Origin of the sequence: Haloferax marisrubri, assembly GCF_001469875.2 — an archaeon.
Taxonomy (GTDB): domain Archaea; phylum Halobacteriota; class Halobacteria; order Halobacteriales; family Haloferacaceae; genus Haloferax; species Haloferax marisrubri.
Genome location: NZ_LOPW02000010.1, coordinates 18,634 through 36,092, shown reverse-complemented (window position 1 = coordinate 36,092; position 17,459 = coordinate 18,634). Strand labels below are relative to the sequence as shown.

Sequence of the window (17,459 nt, the reverse complement as noted above, 5' to 3'; positions counted from 1 at the left end):
TCAGACGCCCTCGCCGAGGGTCTGGAGGCGGCCCATCGAGCCGTACAGCGACGTGAGGCGGTCGTACTCGGCCTCGTCGTAGAACGACGCGCGGCCGCGAGTGAAGTCCTTGGCCGTCTCGACGACGAACCCGGTCGCGTCGAGCAGGTCGGTGAGGTAGTTCGCGCCGGTCCCACAGCCGGGAACGGGTGAGACGCTCGTCGTCGCCACGCCCACGACGGGCGCGTCGGTCGCCGTCGCCGGCTGGAGGATGCTGTTGATGTGGTGCACGTCGTTGCCGTAGGGGGTGATGTCCTGCATCGTGAGCGTGAGCGTGCTCGGCGGGCGGCCGGTCGCCCGCTCTTGGATGTCGAGGAGGCTGTCGCTCACCTTCAGCACCCACCCCTCCTTGACGGTCGGCGTGATGGCGAAGCCGCGCTCGCAGTGGACGCGGTTGCCCTTCGTGGCGTCGACGGAGACGACCGCGTCCATCTCCTCGTCCACCTCGTGTTCGTTCATGGTGCGTGTATCGACCGGACTGCCCATGAAGGGCACCGGGTCGTGGGGGGAAGTCGGCGCGTCGGGACAGACGTGCGTGGCGATGCGAACGTCGCCGGCGAGCACGTCGCCGCGGGCGCGCATCTCGCCGAGGTGGAGCGCGACCGCGAGAGCGACGATGGCCCCGTCGGCGTCTGAGACCGGGCCGAGTTCGGCCGGTCGCGCGGCGACGCCGCCGAGGCGACCGACGACGCCGAGCGTCGGCGCGTCCGGGTCGGCCCCGGGGACGACCGTCTTGACGAAGTCGGTCGACCCCTCGTCGGTCGAGATGGTCGTCACTTCCGTGTCGAGACCGTACGTTTCGAGCGCGTCGCGTACCAGTTCGCCGTCCGCGTCGGGACGGCTGAGGATGTCGTAGGCTTGCTGAATCTTGTCGAACATGAGTTTCGTTAGTTGAATACGTGTGATTTGACCGCTTTTCCGACCGCCTGTTCCACCGAATCGAAGAGCGCCGGGTCGGCCATCCCCGCGCCCAGAGAGAGGTTCGCCGCGGGCGCGACGACGACCGCCACGGACCGCCCCTCGGCGAGTTCCGCCGTCGAGACGGGCATCCCCGTCTCGGCGTCGAGCGTCGTGATGAGGTCCGGGAACGTCGCGAGGCGCTCGCCGTCGAGTTCGAGCGTCATGTACTCGTTCCAGAAGGTGAGTTCGCGCCCCTCGATTTCGACCTCGCCCACGTCGAAGCCGCCGGTCGTTTCGAGCGCGAACGACTCGACGGGGCCGACGAGCGAGACCTCGCCACCGAGGACCTCGGCGACGCGTTCCGCGGCGTCGCGGCCGCCGCCCGCGAGTCTGACCGCGCGACCGACTGCTTCGGCCTGGTCGTAGGTGTCGAGCGCCGCGTTTGCCTCGGCGTAGCGCGCCGAGACCGGGTTGCGGGCGACGGCGACGAGGCCGCCGGCGTCTTCGGCCGCGTGCCGGACGAGCGACGCCGCCGTGCCGAGTTCCGCCTCGACGACCGTCTCCAGTCGGCTGGCGGTTCCCGGCACGCCGCCGACCGCCGCCTGCACCGAGTTCGCGTCCTGCGACAGCCCGATAGAGCCCATCGGCCCGGTCGGGTGCGCCCGCCCGTTGCAGGCCGCATCGACGAGCGGGAGGCCGGTCACGGCCGACTGAAGCAGGCCGTTGACGGTGGCGAACCCGCCCATCTCGTTCGTCATCAGCGCGCCGACGGTCGTCCCGTCGGCCGCGAGTCTGTCCACCAGTAATTCCACCGCGCGCACGTAGTCCGCGGGGTCGACGTGGCTCTCGGTCGCGGCGGGCGCGCCCACGCCGCTGACGGTCAACACCACGTCCGTCGGGTCGAGGTCGGCGACCGAGACGATTGTCGGCCGGCCGTACTCGACGGCGAGTTCGCCGAACTCGATACCTTTGGCCAGCGAGCCGCCGCCCCCGCCGCCGAGGACCGCGCCGCCGACCGCGACGTCTTCGACCCATTCGGCCGTTATCGTCCGCTCGCCGTCGGTCGGCGCGGGCTGTGCGTCGTCTGTCGGCGCGTGCTGCGCGCCGTCCGTCTGCGTGTCGTCTGTCGTCATTGGGGTTCCTCGGGGGCGTCTGCGTCGTCGGCCGTCACGCTGAGGAAGGCGTTCGGCCGCTGTCTGTCGGCGTTGCGAAGCGTCGCGGTCCCCCGCGCTCGGAGTCGCTTCATGCCCGCCGCGAGCAGGTGATACGTCTGGTCGCGACCCATCGATTCGAACAGCCCGTCGGACTTCGCCACCGCCGTGGCGCAGACCTCGTCGGCGCGGCACGGTCGGTCGCAGGCCGAACACGCCGGCTGGGCGGCCTTGAACGCCGCCGGGTCAGACGCGCACGACCGGAGCAGTTCGTCGGTCCACGGCCGGTTCTGCCGCGCCCGCCGGAGGGCGGCGAGGCGCTCCGCACGCTCTGCGGTCATTCCCACTCCGCGCCCTCCTCGAACCGGTCGTCGTGGAGGAAACACCGCGCGACCTGGTCCGGGCCGCGCTCGTACAGTTCGGGTTCCTCGACCGCGCAGGCGTCGAACTCGTGGGCGCAGCGCGAGCGGAAGGCACAGCCGCTGGGCTTCTCCCGCGGGTCCGGAACCTCGCCGTCGAGCGTGATTCGGTCGGGTTTCGCCAGTTCGTCCTCCTCGCTGATGGTCGAGATGGCGGAGAGGAGCGCCCGGCTGTAGGGGTGTTGCGGCGACCCGAACACCGAGTCCACGTCGCCGACCTCCACGAGCCGACCGAGGTACATGACGCCGATTCGGTCGGCGACGTTCTTCAGGAGCGAGAGGTCGTGCGTGATGAACAGGTAGGTGATGCCGAACTCCTCCTGTATCTCCTCGAGGATGTTGATGATGCGGGCCTGCACGCTCACGTCGAGCGCGCTCGTCGGCTCGTCGAGGACGACGAACTTCGGGTTGAGCGCCACGGCGCGGGCGATACCGACGCGCTGTTTCTGGCCCCCCGAGAGCTGTCCGGGGTAGCGGTACATGAACTCCCGCGGGAGGTCCACCATGTCCAACAGTTCCTCGACCCGTTCGAGCCGGGCCTCGGAGTCGCCGTAGTCGTGAATCTTCAGGGGAGCCTCGATAATCGACTTGACGCGGTGCCGCGGGTTGAGGCTCGACGACGGGTCCTGGTGGACGATTTGCATGTTCCGGCGGAACCGCTTGAGCTCGCCGTCGGAGAGGTCGACGACGTTTTTGCCGTCGATTTCGACCCGCCCGCTCGTCGGCTCCGTCAGGCGGAGCATCGACCGGCCGGTCGTCGTCTTGCCGGACCCCGACTCGCCGACGAGACCGAACGTCTCGCCCTCCGCGATGGAGAAGCTCACACCGTCTACGGCGCGGACCTCGCCCGCTTTCTTCTGGAAGATGCCCTCGAACAGCGGGAAGTGCTTCTTGAGGTTCTCGACCGTGACCATCGGGTCGTCGAGGTCCCGGTCGCGCTGTGCCGCCGCCGTCGATTCGGTCGTGTACGCTGAGTCGTTCATTGGTCCGTCCCCCCGTCGGCGGAGATGTCGCCGGGGGCGTCGCCGCTATGGGTGTCACCACCAGCAGACAGCCACGGCGCGGTGCCGATATCGACCCGTTCCGCGGCGAGCGATTCGTGACGCTCGCGGGCCGGAAGTCCGTCGAACAGGTGGCACGCGGTCGCGTGGTCGGCGCCGGTCTGCCGCGGGTACGGGTACGCCTCGTGGCAGGCCGCCTCCGCGTGCGGACAGCGGTCGGCGAACCGACAGCCGGCCGGCGGATTCGTGTAGTCGGGCAGGTGTCCCTCGATGCCGTCGCCGATGCCGGTCGAGAGCGTCGGGATGCTCTCTAACAGCCCGCGGGTGTAGGGGTGCTGCGGGTTCGCAAACAGGTCGGCGGTCGGCGCTTGTTCGACGATTTCGCCCGCGTACATCACGTTGATTCGGTCGCTGACCTCGCGGGCGACGCCGAGGTCGTGGGTGATGTAGAGGACGCTCGTGTCGCGCTCTTCGACGAGTTCGTCGAGGAGGTCGAGCACCTTCGCCTCGGTCGTCACGTCGAGGGCGGTCCCCGGTTCGTCGGCGATGAGCAGGTCCGGCTCCGACAGGAGCGCGATGGCGATGAGGACGCGCTGGCGCATCCCTCCGGAGAGTTCGACCGGGTAGCTCTCGAAGACGCGCTCGGGGGCCGAGATTTCGACCTCGCCGAGCATCTCGATGGCCCGCTTCCGGTGTTCGGCTTTCGCGCCGGTAGACAGCGCGTCGCGGACGAGTTTCGACAGCGACAGGCGCGGTCGCCCCTGCCACTTCAGCACGTCCATCATCTGCTCGCCGACCGTCAGGACGGGGTTGAGACTCGTCATCGGGTCCTGCATTATCATGCTCATCTCCTTGCCGCGCCGCGAGTGGCGCTCGGCGTCGGACAGCGAGAGCACGTCCTCGCCCTTGTAGCGAATCTCGCCCTCGGGGATGGTCGCCGAGGGGAGCAGTCCCATGATGGACTTCACGGTGACGCTCTTTCCACAGCCCGTCTCGCCGACGAGCGCCGCGGTCTCGCCGCGGTCGATGGCGAAGTCGATGCCGTTTATCACTTCGGCCGTCCCGTCGTGGGTCTCGAAGTGGACGTGGAGGTTCTTCACCTCTAAGATGGGGTCTGCCATCTCAGTCCACCTCCACGTCAAGCACGTCGCGCAGGCCGTCGCCGATGAAGTTGAACCCGAGGACGGCGAACGAAATCGCCAGCCCGGGGAACACGGCGATCCACCAGAAGCTCGTGACGTAGTTGCGGCCCTGTGCGATCATCGCGCCCCACGTCGGCGTCGGCGGTTGCGCGCCGAGGCCGAGGAACGACAGGCCCGCGCCGACGAGGATGACGAATCCCATGTCGAGGGTCGCTTTGACCGTGATGGGGCTGACTACGTTCGGGAGAATCTCCCTGAACGTCGTCCGCATCCACCCCGACCCGAGCGCACGGCTCGACTCGATGAACTCGTCTTCCTTTATCGAGAGCACCTCGCCTTGCACGAGGCGGGCGTACCACGACCACCACGAGAAGGCGATGGCGACCATGACGTTGAACAGCGACGCGCCGGTCGCGGCGACCACCGCCATGGCGAGGAGCGTGGGCGGGATGGCGAGGAAGATGTCCGTCACCCGCATGATGACGGTGTTCGTCGTCCCGCCGAGGTAGCCCGCGATGAGCCCGAGCGTCACGCCGATGGAGATGGCGATAGAGAGGACGATACCGCTCATCAGGAGCGACAGGCGCGCCCCGAACAGGACGCGGCTGAAGATGTCGCGGCCGGTCGTGTCGGTGCCCATCAGGTGCGTCGCGCTCGGCGGCTCGCTCGCCTGGTCGAAGTAGACGCCCGCGCCGGCGTGTTCGGGGAACGGCGCGATGTACGGCGCGAGGAGCGCCGCGACGACGAGCGTCAGAATCATCGCCAGTCCGACGAGCGAGAGCTTGTTGCCCGCGAAGGTCCGAAAGCCGCGTTTGAGCTGTCGAATCCGCTCTTTCCGGGCGGCGCTCTCGGTGTCGAGAAACGGGATAGAGGTCTTCGTGGACACGATTATCCCTCCTCCAGCCGCACCCGCGGGTCGAGGTAGCCGTACAGCAGGTCGACCACGAAGTTGGCGGTCACGAAGCCGATGCCGACCACGATGGTGACGCCGACGATGGCGTTGAAGTCCTGATAGAGGATGGCTTGGACGCCGTAGCGCGCCATCCCCGGCCACGCGAAGACGATCTCCACGAGGAACGCGTTCCCGAGGAGGAATCCGAAGGCGAGACCGACCACCGTGAGTGAACTCGTAAAGGCGTTTTGCAGCATGTACTTGTATTCGATGAGGGTGTTCGGAAGGCCGTAGGCCCGCGCGGCGAGGACGTAGTCCTTGCGCTGCTCGTCAATCATGTCCGAGCGGATGAGCCGCATCACCTGCGCCAGCGTGGCGAGGCCGAGCGCGACGGTCGGCAACAGGAGGTGCGTGGCCGCGTCGAGGAACGTCCCGAACTGGCCGGCGATAAGGCTGTCGACCAGGTACAGGCGCGTGACCGCCGGCGGAGGTGCCACGCCGTCGCTGAGCCGCCCCGAGAGGGGCAACAGCCCGAGGCTGACGACGAAGACGATTTGGAGGACGATAGCGACCCAAAACCGCGGCATCGACACGCCGAACAGGGCGGTGATGCGCGAGAGGTGGTCCTGCCAGCGGTCCTTGTTGGTCCCGGCGACGACGCCGAACGGAATCGCCAGTAACACGGCGAAAAACAGCGTCACGACGGTCAGTTCGAGCGTCGCGGGCAGGCGGGCGACGATGTCGGAAAAGACGTTGTTGTTCGTCCGAAGCGACATTCCCCAGTCGCCCTGCACGACGCCGAACAGCCAGTCGGCGTACTGCATCGGCAGCGGCTGGTCGAGGCCCATCTCGGCCCGGAGTGCCGCGACTTGCTGGTCAGTTGCTTCCGGTCCGAGCGCCAACCGAACGGGGTCGCCCGGAATCACGCGGGATATCAGGAAGATGAGCACTGACAGCCCGAAGATGACGGGGACCGAGTGGATGGCGCGCCGAACGAGGTAATCTACGTATGACATTGGTGAGTTAGATCGACGACCCGAATCGGGGCGTCGGAAACCGCCTGGAGACGGTTACTCCGCGCGACCCTCGCCGCTGCGAGTCATCGAGTGAACGTCCCAGTCGAACGACATCACGCCGCGGTACTGCCAGCCCTCGACGTTCTCGTTGATGCCGATGCGGTACGGCGGGTTGGCGATGTAGACGCTGGGCATGCCCTCGACGATGAGCGCCTGCGCCTCCTCGTACTTCTCCAGCCGCGACTGGAGGTCGGAGGTCTGGCGCGCCTCTTCGAGGGTGGCCGCGATTTCGTCGGTGGAGTACCACGACTGGGAGATGTACGACCCGAACGAGGAGGGGTGGTACATCAGGTAGGTGTGGCTGTCCGGCGACGGCATCTTCGCCGTGTGGAAGATGTTCGTCATGTGAGCGGTCGACTCGGCGCTCGTCGCGCGGTCGGTGAGGCGGGCCCACTGCAGCGGGTTGATTTCGAGGTCGATGCCGAGTTCGTTCAGCCCGGCCTGGTTGAGAAGCCCCATCTGGCGCTGGAGTTCGGTGCCGGCGACGACGACGTGTTCGAGGCCGATTTCGTTGATTTCCTCGACGGAGTAGTCCGCCCTGTCGAGGAACTCCTTGGCTCTGTCGAGGTCCTGTTCCATCGGGACGAGGTCGTCGTTGTGGCCCGCCATCTCGCGGGGGACCGGCCCGGCCGCGACGCCGCCGCCGCCGATGATGTCGTTGACGGCGCTGTCGTAGTCGAAGGCGTAGGCGATGGCCTTCCGGACGTTGATGTCGTCGGTCGGTGCCTTCTGGCAGTTCAGCGGGAAGTGGAACAGTTGCAGCTGCGGCACCTCGGGGACGCGGACGTTGGAGTACGAGTCCATCTCCGCGTACGCCTGCGTGCCCATGTACTGGTCGGTCATGTCGCCTTCGCCCTGCTGCATCGTCGTCTTGATGGTGGACTCCTCGGTGATGACCGTCGAGCGGAACGTGTCGAAGCTATCCTCGCTCCAGCCCTTCCAGTAGTCCTCGTAGGCGGTCGCCTCGATGGAGTTGCCCTGCTCCCAGCTGTCGAGGACGTACGCGCCCGACCCGGCGGAGTTGCTCTGGAGATAGGTGTTCCCGTAGTCGCCGTCCTGCTCGTTCTCCTGGACGACGGTGCTGTTGACGATGTAGAACTGGACGAACGTCGCCAGCGCCGGCCCGTACGCCTGATTGAACTCGAAGGCGACCGTCTGCTCGTCGCGGACGGTGATGTTCGAGGGGTCGAGGTAGTCGAGCCAGAATGACGAGTAGCCGCGCTGGAGTTCTAGCATCCGGGTGAGCGAGTACGCCACGTCGTCGGCGGTCAGCGGCGTGCCGTCGGAGAACGTCACGTCGTCGCGGAGGGTGAACACCCACGTCTGCCCCTCGTCTTCGGTGTCCCAGCTCTCGGCGATGTGCGCGGTCGGCTGGAGCGTCTCGGCGTCGACCGTGATGAGTTCGTCGTAGAGGTTCTGCGCCGCGAGCCCCTGCGTGTAGTCGACCTGCTCTGCGGGGTCGAGCGTCCCGAAGACCTGTCCGGCGATGAAGTGGAAGTCGTTGCTGCCCCCACCGCTTCCGCCGTCGCTCGTCTGGTCGGTCGTAGTCGAGTCGCTCCCGGAACTCTCGTCGGTGGTCTCGGTCTGCTGGGCTCCCTGACAGCCTGCGAGGGCGACGCTCGTCGCTCCCGCACCGATGAGCTTCAGCAGTTTTCTGCGTTCTATGTTGCCGGTTGGCATAGACGGTTGTGGATACCCCATTCGTATAAAGCTTTCCTAGTGATTAAACATATCGTCGACGAAAGAAGTTGATTCATCTAATTTTAGTCCTGTAATAATTATAGAGAGAACCGAGAACCCACGGATATGGACGAATACGACCCGCAGACAGAGATAGGTGCCCATTCGAATTTGTCTCATCTGATAGAGACTAGATATACACATCTAATAGTGGTATTAGTGGACAGAAATCGACCCAGTAATCTCGGAGATGTCGGGTCGAGCGCGGTCGAAAACGAGGCGGTATCAGCGACCCCGCGAGCAGTTACTGCGGGAGAAACAGGGCGGGTTCGGTGTGTCGGAACGAGCAACGACGGGTGTCCCCCAGGTCGCTCACCGTCGTCCGAATCTCGGGCTCGGTCCGCAGCGTTTCGACGAACGAGTGGTCGGTTCCGGGGTCGTAAAACACGGGGTAGAGGACCGCTTCCATCGTTTTCTCGGATTTCACGACGACGACGAAGATTCGAACGTTCGTGTCTCGGGCGCGGTAGACCTCGAACTGGTCAAACGCCGAATCAGGGCCCGAGACGGTCGATTCGAGCGCTTCGAGTTCGGAATCCGGAACGAGGAGCCGGAACCCGGAGTCGGCGGCCGCCGCCGCGTCCGTGGTGGAGACGTCCCCCGGATGAAGAACGAGCGTCTCCCAGCCGGAATCTTCGAGTTCCGCCGAAACCTCGTCGATCTCGGTGAGGATATCAGCCCAATCGGCGAGGGCCTTGTTCGTTCGGTTGATTTTTCCGCGTACCATGACGACACCCTCCGTGAACGCGGAGTAAAAGTGTTTGGGGGGGCGAAACGCGCGTTCCCCCGACGGCCTGCGATTTCGGTCGTCCATTGCTTCGACCCGAGTAAACGATTCGTTCATCTATTGTATCCGATTCGGAGATTTTGAAGAAACATTCATATATATGAAGCTAAGCGATATAACCGTGAGAATAGCAATGCCCGATTCGCAGGAGTGGATGGAGGACCCGCGGGTTGTCGAGCTTCTCGAAGACCGGATGGACAAAAAGGACGTCCTCATCTTCCGCGAGCTGAACAAAGACGGGCGGATCTCGGACACGGAGCTGGCCGACCGCGTCGGGCTCTCGCGGACGGCCGCGCGGCGGCGGCGCAAGATGCTCCAAGAGGACGGCATCCTCGAAATCTTCGCGCTGTTGGTCTTTCGGGCGGCCAACTACCCCTACGCGGAGGTCCACATCTCGTACGGCAAGGGCGCTACGAACGACGAAATCACGGCGTTCATCGAGCGACTCCTCGACGAGGGGCTGGTCTACGAGGTCGCCGAGTGCATCGGCGAGTACGACCTGCTGATTCGCGTCTGGCAGTCTTCTCTGAGCAGCATCAACAGCTACGTCCGCGAACTCCTGCAGGACAGCGACGTGGTCGACACCTACACCATCGTCCCCATCACCGACTCGTACAAGATGTTCCACCGGACGTTCTACAGGCCGGGCGAAGAGGCCCCCGACGCGTCGTGACCGAGTCGCGGGTCGCCACGAGCGAGAATTGGGTGTAATCCGAACGGAGTTCGGCGGGAGTTCGGTCGGTGTTGTCCCGAAGTTCGGAAAACCGCTATTCCCTCGTCCGCCGACTCGACAGACGGGGAGACAGAGGCACCCCCTCCCTCCCCCGTGACGAGCGCCGTCGGTGGCGCGTCGCGCCCGCCGAACACCAACCAGCCCGTTTCGGCGGGCGGACGGTCACCGGTTCCCTCCCCCTCCGGCCCGACGCAACGCTCCCCTCGGACCCAGTTGCCCCTGCCCCGGGTCGGAACCCCACCAACGGTTTCTTTTGCGAACAGTCGGTCGAGTCGTTCCCCGGTTCAGTCGGCGCGCTCGACGTACCACGTGGTGCCGCGGGTGTACCCCCACTGGGAGATGCGGACGGCCTCTGCCTCGCGCTGGAGCGTCCCGACGAGCGACCCGATCTCCTTCGGCGAGAGCCCCACCTCGTCGGCGATGTGCCTGCTCTTGAAGTAGAACGCGCCCTCCGAGGCGCGCGCCGAGAGGTACTGTTCGAGTCGGTCTCGCTTGGACGGGGCACTACCGGAACTCATAGTTCGGGGTGCGAGCCGCGAGGTGAAATTCGATTTCCGAACTTACGACCAATTCGGGGCCAGATGAGGCACAACTCTCACCGAGTTCGGACGGCCCAATCGCGGGGGGCGACCCCTACCTGTGGCTCTGGTACAGGAGGATGACCACCGCGACGCTCGTAAAGAGGTCCGGGAGGTACGTGAAGGGGCCGAGTTCGACGCCGCGGCCGAACCCCAACAACAGCGGGAGAAACGGGTTCGACGTGACCGCGTGCAACAACAGCGCGACGGTAAAGAGGATGAGACTCAGCGTGAACCGGTTCGGGAACTCGCGGTAGACGCGGCCGTACGTCGCGAGCAGGACGACCAGTAAGAGCGTCGTGAACGTCGAGAAGAATAGCTTCGCCTGCACGAGCGCGCCGAAAAGCGGGGTCCGCGGGTCGACGAACGCCGGAACCCCCGCGTCGGGGAGCGAGAACACGACGCCCAGCGAGGCGGCGACCGCGACTACGGTGTACCCGACGGTCCGGCGGAGCGCCGCGGTCTCATGCATCCTCGTCCTCGATGTCGGTCTGTTCCGCGATATCGTCGAGGAGGTCGAGGTTGTCGTCCATCTTGGGCGTCAAGAAGAACAGTTTGCCGTACTCCTCGCCGCTGGTGGTGAGGACGCCGTTCTCCGTGAGCATCTCTAGGTGGTGCTGGACGGTCTTGTAGTTCAAGTCGAGTTCGTTCGAGAGCTGGTTCGTGTTCATCGGGCGCTCGTTCAGCGCGCGGATGATTCTGAGACGGTTCTTCCCGCCGCGGGTCCCGCCGACGAGCCACCACAGCAACTGCCTCATCTGCGCTCCCGTTCTGCTCCGCCGGTGTTCGTGACGTGCATCTGTCGTCGTCTGCTGGAGCGCCTGCGTTCTCGTGGCGTGGTTCGTCATCGTCGCGCGACCGTCGCGGTCGTCCCGCGGCCGGTCGTCGAGGGCGTGTTCGTCTCGCAGTTCATCGAGTGCGTCATCTATCGAATACACCCACGCTACGGCGGATAATGATTCGCCGAACTCGACGCAGAGTTGCCCCCGAGAGAGGCACAAGTTAGACCCAAATTCGGATTCGTGCGTGTTGGATTCGGGTGCAGCCGAACGGACAGAATTCGGAGACGAACACGTTCACGAACGATAGTCGAGGACTCCATGACCCGAGTCGTGGGGCGAAATCGAACGCCCCCGCGGTTGTCCCGAATTTGGGCCTAACGTGTGAGTGATTTTCGGGGAATGTCGGCAATAGAATAAATCGGTGGCAGACAGCCCTCCGACCGTGAACATGCGAAGACACGCTCGAACGGACAGCGCAGTCAGGTGTCGCAGGGACGCGGTGGTCCCGCGCGTCGCGTCGACGGCGACGCGTGAACGTCGGCAGACGCAGACGGAGGGCACGCGATGAGCAGACGGGTCAGCGCCTTCCTGGTCGGACTGCTCGTGGTCACCTCGGTCGGCTCCGCGGCGGGCATCGCGAGCGCCGCACAGACCGACATCGCGATTCAGTCGGCGAACACGTCGGTCGACCAGCCCGCACCGGGCGAGTCGTTCACCGTGACGACGACGATAGCCAACTTGGAGAGCAGTTCTGGGCCGGTCGATATCACGGACGTGTACGTCCGCGATTCGAGCGGGTCGAAGGAGTACGCGCGCGTCGAAGACGTCGGGTCGGTCTCGTCGGGCGGGACCATCTCCGTCCCGCTGACGATGAACATCGCCGACGCCGGCGAGAAGCGCCTGACCGTCCACGTCGTCGCACAGGACTCCGACGGGACGTACCACCGCCTCAACTACCCGCTGTACGTTGACGTCGACGAACCCGACGAGGCCGCGATTTCCTTCTCGACGCCCGACCTCGTGGCGGGACAGGAGAGTTCGGTCAACGTGTCCGTCTCGAACGGCGACGACGGCGCGCTCTCGAACGTCAAACTCGAACTGGGCGGCGACGCCGCCGTCGAGAACGCAGAGCGCGTGAGCGCGTCGATTCAGTCCGGCGAGCAGGTGACGAACACGTATCAGGTCACCTTCGACGAGACCGGCGAGCAGACGCTCGGGGCGACGCTGACGTACAAGACCGACGAGGGCGTGACGCGGACGATAAGCCGGAACGTGACGGTCGACGTCGACGAGTCGAACGTGGACGCCGAACTGACCGCGAGGACGACGACGGCGAACGGGTCGTCCGTCATCGAGGCGTCGCTCACGGAGTACGGCAACGTCGAACTCCGCGACGTGCAACTCAGCGCCGTCGTCGACGGCGAGACGGTGGCCCGAGGCATCATGGCCGACGTGCCGGCCGAGGAGACTCGAACGGTCGCGCTCGACGGGACGGACGTCCCCTCGGGGACCGTGACGGTCGTCGCGCGGTACACCGCCGCGGGCGAACAGCACACGACGGAACGGACGTTCGAGTACAACCCACAGGAGTCCTCGAACATCACGCTGACCGGCGTCGAAGCCACAGTACAGGGGTCGACCGTCACGCTGAGCGGCGAGGCCGCGAATCTCGGGAGCGCCGACGCCGACTCGGTCTTCATCAGCGTCGCCGAGTCCGACGGGGTCTCGCCCAGTTCCTCGAACGGCGAGTACTTCGTCGGGACCATCGAGACGAGCGAGTTCTCGACGTTCGAACTGACCGCGACCGCGAGCGGGAACGGCTCGGTCGAGCGCGTCCCCGTTTTGATTAGCTACTCGGTCGACGGCGAGCGCTTCGAACAGGTCGTCGACGTCGATGTCGGCGGCACGAGCGCCGCGGCCGCGAGTGCGAGCGCGGACGGGGGCGATGCGCAGGCCGCGGCCGGTGCCGGCGGACCGCCCGGTCAGAGCTCCGACTCCGGCGGCATCCTCTCCGCACTTCCGATGGCGCTCGGCGTCGTGGGAATCGGCGCCGTGGGGTTCGGCGTCTACCGATGGCGTCAACAGTCATGAGCGTCATCGAACTCGAGGACGTCGTCAAGCGCTATCAGAGCGGAACGGAGACCATCGAGGCGCTCAAGAGCGTGGACTTCCGCGCCGACCGCGGCGAGATGGTCACCGTCATCGGCCCTTCGGGTTCGGGCAAGAGTACCATGCTCAACATGATTGGACTGCTCGACACCCCCACCGAGGGCCACGTCCGCCTCGATGCCCGCGAAGTGACCGACTTCAGCGAGGACGAACTCACGGAAGAGCGCCGGACGGGAATCGGGTTCGTGTTTCAGGACTTCCACCTGCTCCCGATGCTGACGGCGGTCGAGAACGTCGAACTCCCCTCGATGTGGGACACCTCGGTAGACAGGCACGACCGCGCAGTCGACCTCCTCGAACGGGTCGGGCTCGGCGACCGACTCGACCACACGCCCGGACAGCTCTCCGGCGGCCAGCAACAGCGCGTCGCGGTCGCGCGGTCGCTCATCAACGAGCCGGACATCCTCTTGGCCGACGAGCCGACGGGGAACCTCGACCAGGACACCGGGAAGACGATTCTCGAAGAGCTGACGCGACTGAAGGAAGACGAGAACGTCGCCATCGTCGCGGTCACCCACGACGACCAGATGCTCGACTACACCGACACCACCGTCCGCATCGTCGACGGTGTCATTCGAGAGGTGAGCCGACCGTGAGCGTCGCCAGCTACCTGTGGCGGTACCCGAGCGCGCTCATGGCGTGGCGCAACCTCGGCCGCAACAAGCTCAGAACCGCGCTGGCGGCGCTCGGCATCGTCATCGGCGTCGTCTCCATCTGCTCGCTCGGGATGGCGACGGTGGCGCTCCAACAGCAGGCGAACTCCCAACTCGGCGACATCGGGAACGAGGTGACGCTCTCGTCGGGACAGGACAGCGCCACCGACGGCGTGACCCCCGACCAAGTCGAGATGATGGAGAACCTCGCGGGCGACGCGGCGGTGGTCCCCCAGAAGACGAACTCGACGACGCTGACGACGAGAAACGGACAGGAGGCGCGGATGAGCGTCACGGGGGTGACGAACGCGGCCGCGCTGTACAACCTCACGTCTGGCGACGCGCCCACTCGCCTCCAGTCGGGCGCGCTCATCAGCAACGACACGGCCCAGACGCTCGGCTTGGAGCTGGGCGACCCCGTCGAGTACGACGGAAGACTGTACAGAGTCGAGGGCTTCATCGAGGAGTCGGGGTCGTCGTTCGGTCCCGGCGGCGGCGGCGAACTCGTCTTGCCGCTGTCGGCGCTGTCCGACCAGCAGTACTACGACACGGTGACTATCGTCGCCGCCGACGGCACCGAAGCCGAGGAAATCGGGACCACCCTCGACGACTACTTCAACACCGACGAAGAGGAGGAGGTGAGCATCCGAACGGCGGGCAACGCCCAGCAGGTCGGCGGGTTCCTCGACACGCTGTCGACGGCCCTGCTGGCGATAGGCGGCATCTCGCTCGTCGTGGCGAGCGTCGCCATCCTCAACGTGATGTTGATGAGCACGGTCGAACGCCGCGGCGAAATCGGCGTCCTCCGCGCGGTCGGAATCCGCCGCATCGAGGTGTTGCGGATGATTCTGACCGAAGCGACGCTCATGGGGGCGCTCGGCGGCCTCGTCGGCGCGGTCGCGTCGCTCGCCGCGGGGCTGGTGATATTCAACACGCTCACCGGCGACCCGCTGGCCGCGCTCGACTGGAGTAGCTCGCAGTACCTCGTCTACGGGTTCGGATTCGCCGTCGTGGCGAGCGTCCTGAGCGGCATCTACCCCGCGTGGAAGGCCGCGAACGACCGCCCGGTCGACGCTCTCAGAGGCTGACGCCGAAATTTCGCCGCCGGGTTCTGTTTTCCGCGCACCAATTCAGTACGAGCGGACAGCCTCCCGAGACCGACCGGTCCGCCCCGGCACCCGGTCCGACCGCCTGAACCAACACGTTTTAGGCCGACCTAAACAATCTGTCGAGCGAACGACGCACGGACCGCGGCGTCGGCGACGGCCCGCGAACCAGTAGACAGAGACACCATGGTCGGCACGACACTTACCCAGATTCGGACGCGCATCGAATCGCTCGCGAGCGACGACGGGACGTACGAACTCGTCTGCGGACGGACCGGAGAGCGACCGGTCCCGGTGGACGGGCTCCGGTTCCCGGACCGTTCGACGGCGGAGACCGCCGCCCGCGCGGCGAGGCAGTATCGGTCCGCCCTCAGGCGGTACGACCCGAAGGTCCCGTACTACGACCTCATCGTCTCGGAGTACGACGACGGACCGGGCATCGGCGGCGCGAACGCGACCGCCGACGGCTGGGCGACCGCCGGGGCGACGCCCGGCCTCCCCGAACCACCCAGCGACCTCGACCTCGGAGCCGACGCGGACGGCGGACCCGAGTGCGGCGACGGCGGGGAGCGCTCCGAGCGGGTCGAGTTCTGTCACCGGGTCGCGGCGGCGGTGTTCGAGGCGCTCGTGGACGCAGACCACCGGGCGGTCGAGACGGCGGTGATGGACTCGTACTTCGACCTCGCGGAGACCATGTCCAGCGCGGACGACCTCTGTCTGCGCCTGTTGGAGAGCATGGCGACCGCGCTCCACGTCCACCTCACGTCGGCCGAGCAGGCTGACGTGCTCGAACGCGCCGCCTCACACCTCGCGTCGCGGCCCGACTCGGCGGGCGCGCTGGGGGCGACGCTGGCGGAGATGGAACGGCTCGACCTCGTCGGGTCGTACACCTGCTCGCCGTGGCGGCCCGGCCCGGACGCCAGCACGAGGTCAGCGGAGCTGACCCTCGAAGGCTACGCGCTCTCGGCGCGCGAGGGGCGGCTCCCGGTGTTACCGGTCGTCCTCGACCTCTACCGCCGGGCGGAGTCGTGGAAGCCCGTCTCCCTGCACGTCACGCCGGCCGAGGAGGGCTGGCACGCGACGCTCTCGGTCTCCTCGAAGTCCAACGCGGTCGGGCTGGCGAGCGTCCCGATTCACGAGCGCGCCGCCGACTGACTGTTCTTCCTCCCGTCCCCTCGCGCCGACGCGGCGGACGCGCTTTCGACTCCGTCTCAGGCACGGAAGCCGCGCAGGAACCCGGTTGCGACGCCGCCACAGCCGAGCGACACGAGGAGTTCGAACGTCCGCACGACGAGCACCGCCGCGACCGCCCCCGCGGCCGGCGCGCCGGTCGTGAGACTGAGCGCGCCCGCGAGAAGCACGTCGTACGCGCCGAGACTCCCCGGAACGGGGACGACGCTCGCCGCCTGCGGGAGCGGGATGACGGCGACAATCGGGAGAAACGCCACCGTCGTTCCGGTGCCCGCGAGTGCGACCCAGAGCGCGAGCGACGTGAGCAGTTGCTCGAAGACGCCGCTGAGCGCGATGACGCCGAGGAGTTCCGGCGCGTCTCGGAAGTGGACGACGCGCTCCCAGAACCGTTCGACCGCGTCGGCGACGGCGTCGCGGCCGAGCGGCGTCTCGCGGGTGACCCCGGTGACGACGCGGACGACGGGGGCCAAGACAGCGACGACGACCGCCGAGAGCGCGTCTCGCGCCCAGAGGAGCGCGGCACCGACGGCCAACAGCGCGACGACCGCGCCAGCAAGCGTCACGAGGACGAACCGCGGTGTCGGCGCGTCGAGAAAGAGGACGCCGACGATGGCGACCGACAGGAGGAGTTGCGCCGCGGATTTGACGTACTTGGCGACGCCGCGGACGCCGAGGGCCTCGCTGTAGCTCGTCTCGGTCGCGACGCCGAAGAACTGCGCCATGATGGGCTCTGAACTCACCGGGCCGGCGGGGCTGAGCACGTCGAAGAAGTCGCCGGCGAACGCGAACTGGACGCTCGCCCGCGGCGAGAGCCCGCCCCGGAGGGGACGTACCGACGCCCAGACGCCGAGGCCGTCGACGGTCGCCTCGGCGAGCATCAGAACGCAGACGACGCCGACGGCCCACGGGGCGACGGCCGCGACGCGCGAGCCGACCTCTTCCGGACCGACGTACCAGAGGTACGCCGCGAGCGCTCCGATGCCGAGTCCCGCGCCGACGACGAACCGAACCCCGCGTCTCACACCCGAAGCAAACGAGGCCCGCTACAAAACCGCCGCGGCTCGCGGCCGCGTCCGGTCCGGGGCGACCGACCCCCGTAT

General features: G+C 66.7%; 18 protein-coding genes. 5 read left to right on the top strand and 13 right to left on the bottom strand.

What is annotated here, in order from left to right; all coding sequences use genetic code 11:
* From AUR65_RS07340 to AUR65_RS07300, 9 genes are all read right to left on the bottom strand, one after another.
* Positions 1-918: a DUF1177 domain-containing protein gene (locus AUR65_RS07340; protein WP_058566220.1), complete on the bottom strand. Its 918-nt coding sequence runs from the start codon at positions 916-918 to the stop codon at positions 1-3.
* An 8-nt stretch (positions 919-926) separates the two neighbouring features.
* Entirely contained in the window at positions 927-2,072 is a 1,146-nt protein-coding gene (locus tag AUR65_RS07335) for a DUF917 domain-containing protein (RefSeq protein WP_058566219.1), read from the bottom strand.
* Positions 2,069-2,431 (bottom strand): hypothetical protein, encoded by a 363-nt coding sequence (locus AUR65_RS07330; RefSeq protein ID WP_058566218.1) that lies wholly within the window; start codon positions 2,429-2,431, stop codon positions 2,069-2,071. Before AUR65_RS07330 ends, AUR65_RS07335 begins: the two co-directional genes overlap by 4 nt.
* A complete protein-coding gene (locus AUR65_RS07325) occupies positions 2,428-3,492 on the bottom strand; it encodes an ABC transporter ATP-binding protein (protein WP_058566217.1) in 1,065 nt (354 codons plus the stop codon). The genes AUR65_RS07330 and AUR65_RS07325 overlap by 4 nt, the downstream gene beginning before the upstream one ends.
* A complete protein-coding gene (locus tag AUR65_RS07320) occupies positions 3,489-4,631 on the bottom strand; it encodes an ABC transporter ATP-binding protein (RefSeq protein ID WP_058566216.1) in 1,143 nt (380 codons plus the stop codon). Before AUR65_RS07320 ends, AUR65_RS07325 begins: the two co-directional genes overlap by 4 nt.
* 1 nt (position 4,632) lies before the next feature.
* Positions 4,633-5,538: an ABC transporter permease gene (locus AUR65_RS07315; protein WP_058566215.1), complete on the bottom strand. Its 906-nt coding sequence runs from the start codon at positions 5,536-5,538 to the stop codon at positions 4,633-4,635.
* Positions 5,539-5,540: 2 nt separating this feature from the next.
* The gene (locus AUR65_RS07310) at positions 5,541-6,560 is read right to left on the bottom strand and encodes an ABC transporter permease (RefSeq protein WP_058566214.1); all 1,020 of its coding nucleotides are present in this window, start codon (positions 6,558-6,560) and stop codon (positions 5,541-5,543) included.
* A gap of 54 nt (positions 6,561-6,614) precedes the next feature.
* Positions 6,615-8,300, bottom strand: coding sequence for an ABC transporter substrate-binding protein (locus tag AUR65_RS07305; RefSeq protein WP_058566213.1), 1,686 nt, complete (start codon positions 8,298-8,300; stop codon positions 6,615-6,617).
* A gap of 304 nt (positions 8,301-8,604) precedes the next feature.
* Positions 8,605-9,087: a DUF7529 family protein gene (locus AUR65_RS07300; RefSeq protein ID WP_058566212.1), complete on the bottom strand. Its 483-nt coding sequence runs from the start codon at positions 9,085-9,087 to the stop codon at positions 8,605-8,607.
* A gap of 193 nt (positions 9,088-9,280) precedes the next feature.
* Here AUR65_RS07300 and AUR65_RS07295 point away from each other — a divergent pair, with 193 nt between their 5' ends.
* A complete protein-coding gene (locus AUR65_RS07295) occupies positions 9,281-9,820 on the top strand; it encodes an Lrp/AsnC family transcriptional regulator (RefSeq protein WP_058566211.1) in 540 nt (179 codons plus the stop codon).
* 344 nt (positions 9,821-10,164) lie between these two features.
* Here the strand turns inward: AUR65_RS07295 and AUR65_RS07290 are convergent, their stop codons facing one another.
* The 3 genes from AUR65_RS07290 to AUR65_RS20505 all read right to left on the bottom strand — a co-directional run bounded on the left by AUR65_RS07290 (position 10,165) and on the right by AUR65_RS20505 (position 11,216).
* Positions 10,165-10,398 carry a DUF7123 family protein gene (locus tag AUR65_RS07290; protein WP_058566210.1) on the bottom strand — a complete coding sequence of 78 codons (234 nt, stop codon included), beginning with the start codon at positions 10,396-10,398 and terminating at the stop codon, positions 10,165-10,167.
* A 115-nt stretch (positions 10,399-10,513) separates the two neighbouring features.
* A complete protein-coding gene (locus tag AUR65_RS07285; protein WP_058566209.1) occupies positions 10,514-10,930 on the bottom strand; it encodes a hypothetical protein in 417 nt (138 codons plus the stop codon).
* On the bottom strand, positions 10,923-11,216 hold the full coding sequence (locus AUR65_RS20505; RefSeq protein WP_058566362.1) for an ArsR/SmtB family transcription factor: 294 nt from the start codon (positions 11,214-11,216) through the stop codon (positions 10,923-10,925). Before AUR65_RS20505 ends, AUR65_RS07285 begins: the two co-directional genes overlap by 8 nt.
* A gap of 588 nt (positions 11,217-11,804) precedes the next feature.
* Here AUR65_RS20505 and AUR65_RS07275 point away from each other — a divergent pair.
* From AUR65_RS07275 to AUR65_RS07260, 4 genes are all read left to right on the top strand, one after another.
* Positions 11,805-13,331: a COG1361 family protein gene (locus tag AUR65_RS07275; protein WP_058566208.1), complete on the top strand. Its 1,527-nt coding sequence runs from the start codon at positions 11,805-11,807 to the stop codon at positions 13,329-13,331.
* Positions 13,328-14,005, top strand: coding sequence for an ABC transporter ATP-binding protein (locus AUR65_RS07270; protein WP_058566207.1), 678 nt, complete (start codon positions 13,328-13,330; stop codon positions 14,003-14,005). The genes AUR65_RS07275 and AUR65_RS07270 overlap by 4 nt, the downstream gene beginning before the upstream one ends.
* Complete coding sequence (locus AUR65_RS07265; protein WP_084816389.1) at positions 14,002-15,150, top strand: ABC transporter permease; 1,149 nt, start codon at positions 14,002-14,004, stop codon at positions 15,148-15,150. The genes AUR65_RS07270 and AUR65_RS07265 overlap by 4 nt, the downstream gene beginning before the upstream one ends.
* Positions 15,151-15,354: 204 nt before the next feature.
* Positions 15,355-16,323, top strand: a complete 969-nt coding sequence (locus tag AUR65_RS07260; protein ID WP_058566206.1) for a DUF7551 domain-containing protein — start codon at positions 15,355-15,357, stop codon at positions 16,321-16,323.
* A 56-nt stretch (positions 16,324-16,379) separates the two neighbouring features.
* On the opposite strand, the gene AUR65_RS07255 is transcribed toward AUR65_RS07260, so the two are convergent.
* The gene (locus AUR65_RS07255; RefSeq protein WP_058566205.1) at positions 16,380-17,381 is read right to left on the bottom strand and encodes a lysylphosphatidylglycerol synthase domain-containing protein; all 1,002 of its coding nucleotides are present in this window, start codon (positions 17,379-17,381) and stop codon (positions 16,380-16,382) included.
* Positions 17,382-17,459 lie beyond the last annotated feature (78 nt).

Coding starts and splice junctions, on each gene's coding strand:
- AUR65_RS07330 (WP_058566218.1), bottom strand. CDS start 2,431: ATGACCGCAGAGCGTGCGGAGCGCCTCGCCGCCCTCCGGCGGGCGCGG.
- AUR65_RS07285 (WP_058566209.1), bottom strand. CDS start 10,930: ATGCATGAGACCGCGGCGCTCCGCCGGACCGTCGGGTACACCGTAGTC.
- AUR65_RS07270 (WP_058566207.1), top strand. CDS start 13,328: ATGAGCGTCATCGAACTCGAGGACGTCGTCAAGCGCTATCAGAGCGGA.
- AUR65_RS07320 (WP_058566216.1), bottom strand. CDS start 4,631: ATGGCAGACCCCATCTTAGAGGTGAAGAACCTCCACGTCCACTTCGAG.
- AUR65_RS07260 (WP_058566206.1), top strand. CDS start 15,355: ATGGTCGGCACGACACTTACCCAGATTCGGACGCGCATCGAATCGCTC.
- AUR65_RS07275 (WP_058566208.1), top strand. CDS start 11,805: ATGAGCAGACGGGTCAGCGCCTTCCTGGTCGGACTGCTCGTGGTCACC.
- AUR65_RS07335 (WP_058566219.1), bottom strand. CDS start 2,072: ATGACGACAGACGACACGCAGACGGACGGCGCGCAGCACGCGCCGACA.
- AUR65_RS07340 (WP_058566220.1), bottom strand. CDS start 918: ATGTTCGACAAGATTCAGCAAGCCTACGACATCCTCAGCCGTCCCGAC.
- AUR65_RS20505 (WP_058566362.1), bottom strand. CDS start 11,216: ATGAGGCAGTTGCTGTGGTGGCTCGTCGGCGGGACCCGCGGCGGGAAG.
- AUR65_RS07300 (WP_058566212.1), bottom strand. CDS start 9,087: ATGGTACGCGGAAAAATCAACCGAACGAACAAGGCCCTCGCCGATTGG.
- AUR65_RS07295 (WP_058566211.1), top strand. CDS start 9,281: ATGCCCGATTCGCAGGAGTGGATGGAGGACCCGCGGGTTGTCGAGCTT.
- AUR65_RS07290 (WP_058566210.1), bottom strand. CDS start 10,398: ATGAGTTCCGGTAGTGCCCCGTCCAAGCGAGACCGACTCGAACAGTAC.
- AUR65_RS07325 (WP_058566217.1), bottom strand. CDS start 3,492: ATGAACGACTCAGCGTACACGACCGAATCGACGGCGGCGGCACAGCGC.
- AUR65_RS07310 (WP_058566214.1), bottom strand. CDS start 6,560: ATGTCATACGTAGATTACCTCGTTCGGCGCGCCATCCACTCGGTCCCC.
- AUR65_RS07305 (WP_058566213.1), bottom strand. CDS start 8,300: ATGCCAACCGGCAACATAGAACGCAGAAAACTGCTGAAGCTCATCGGT.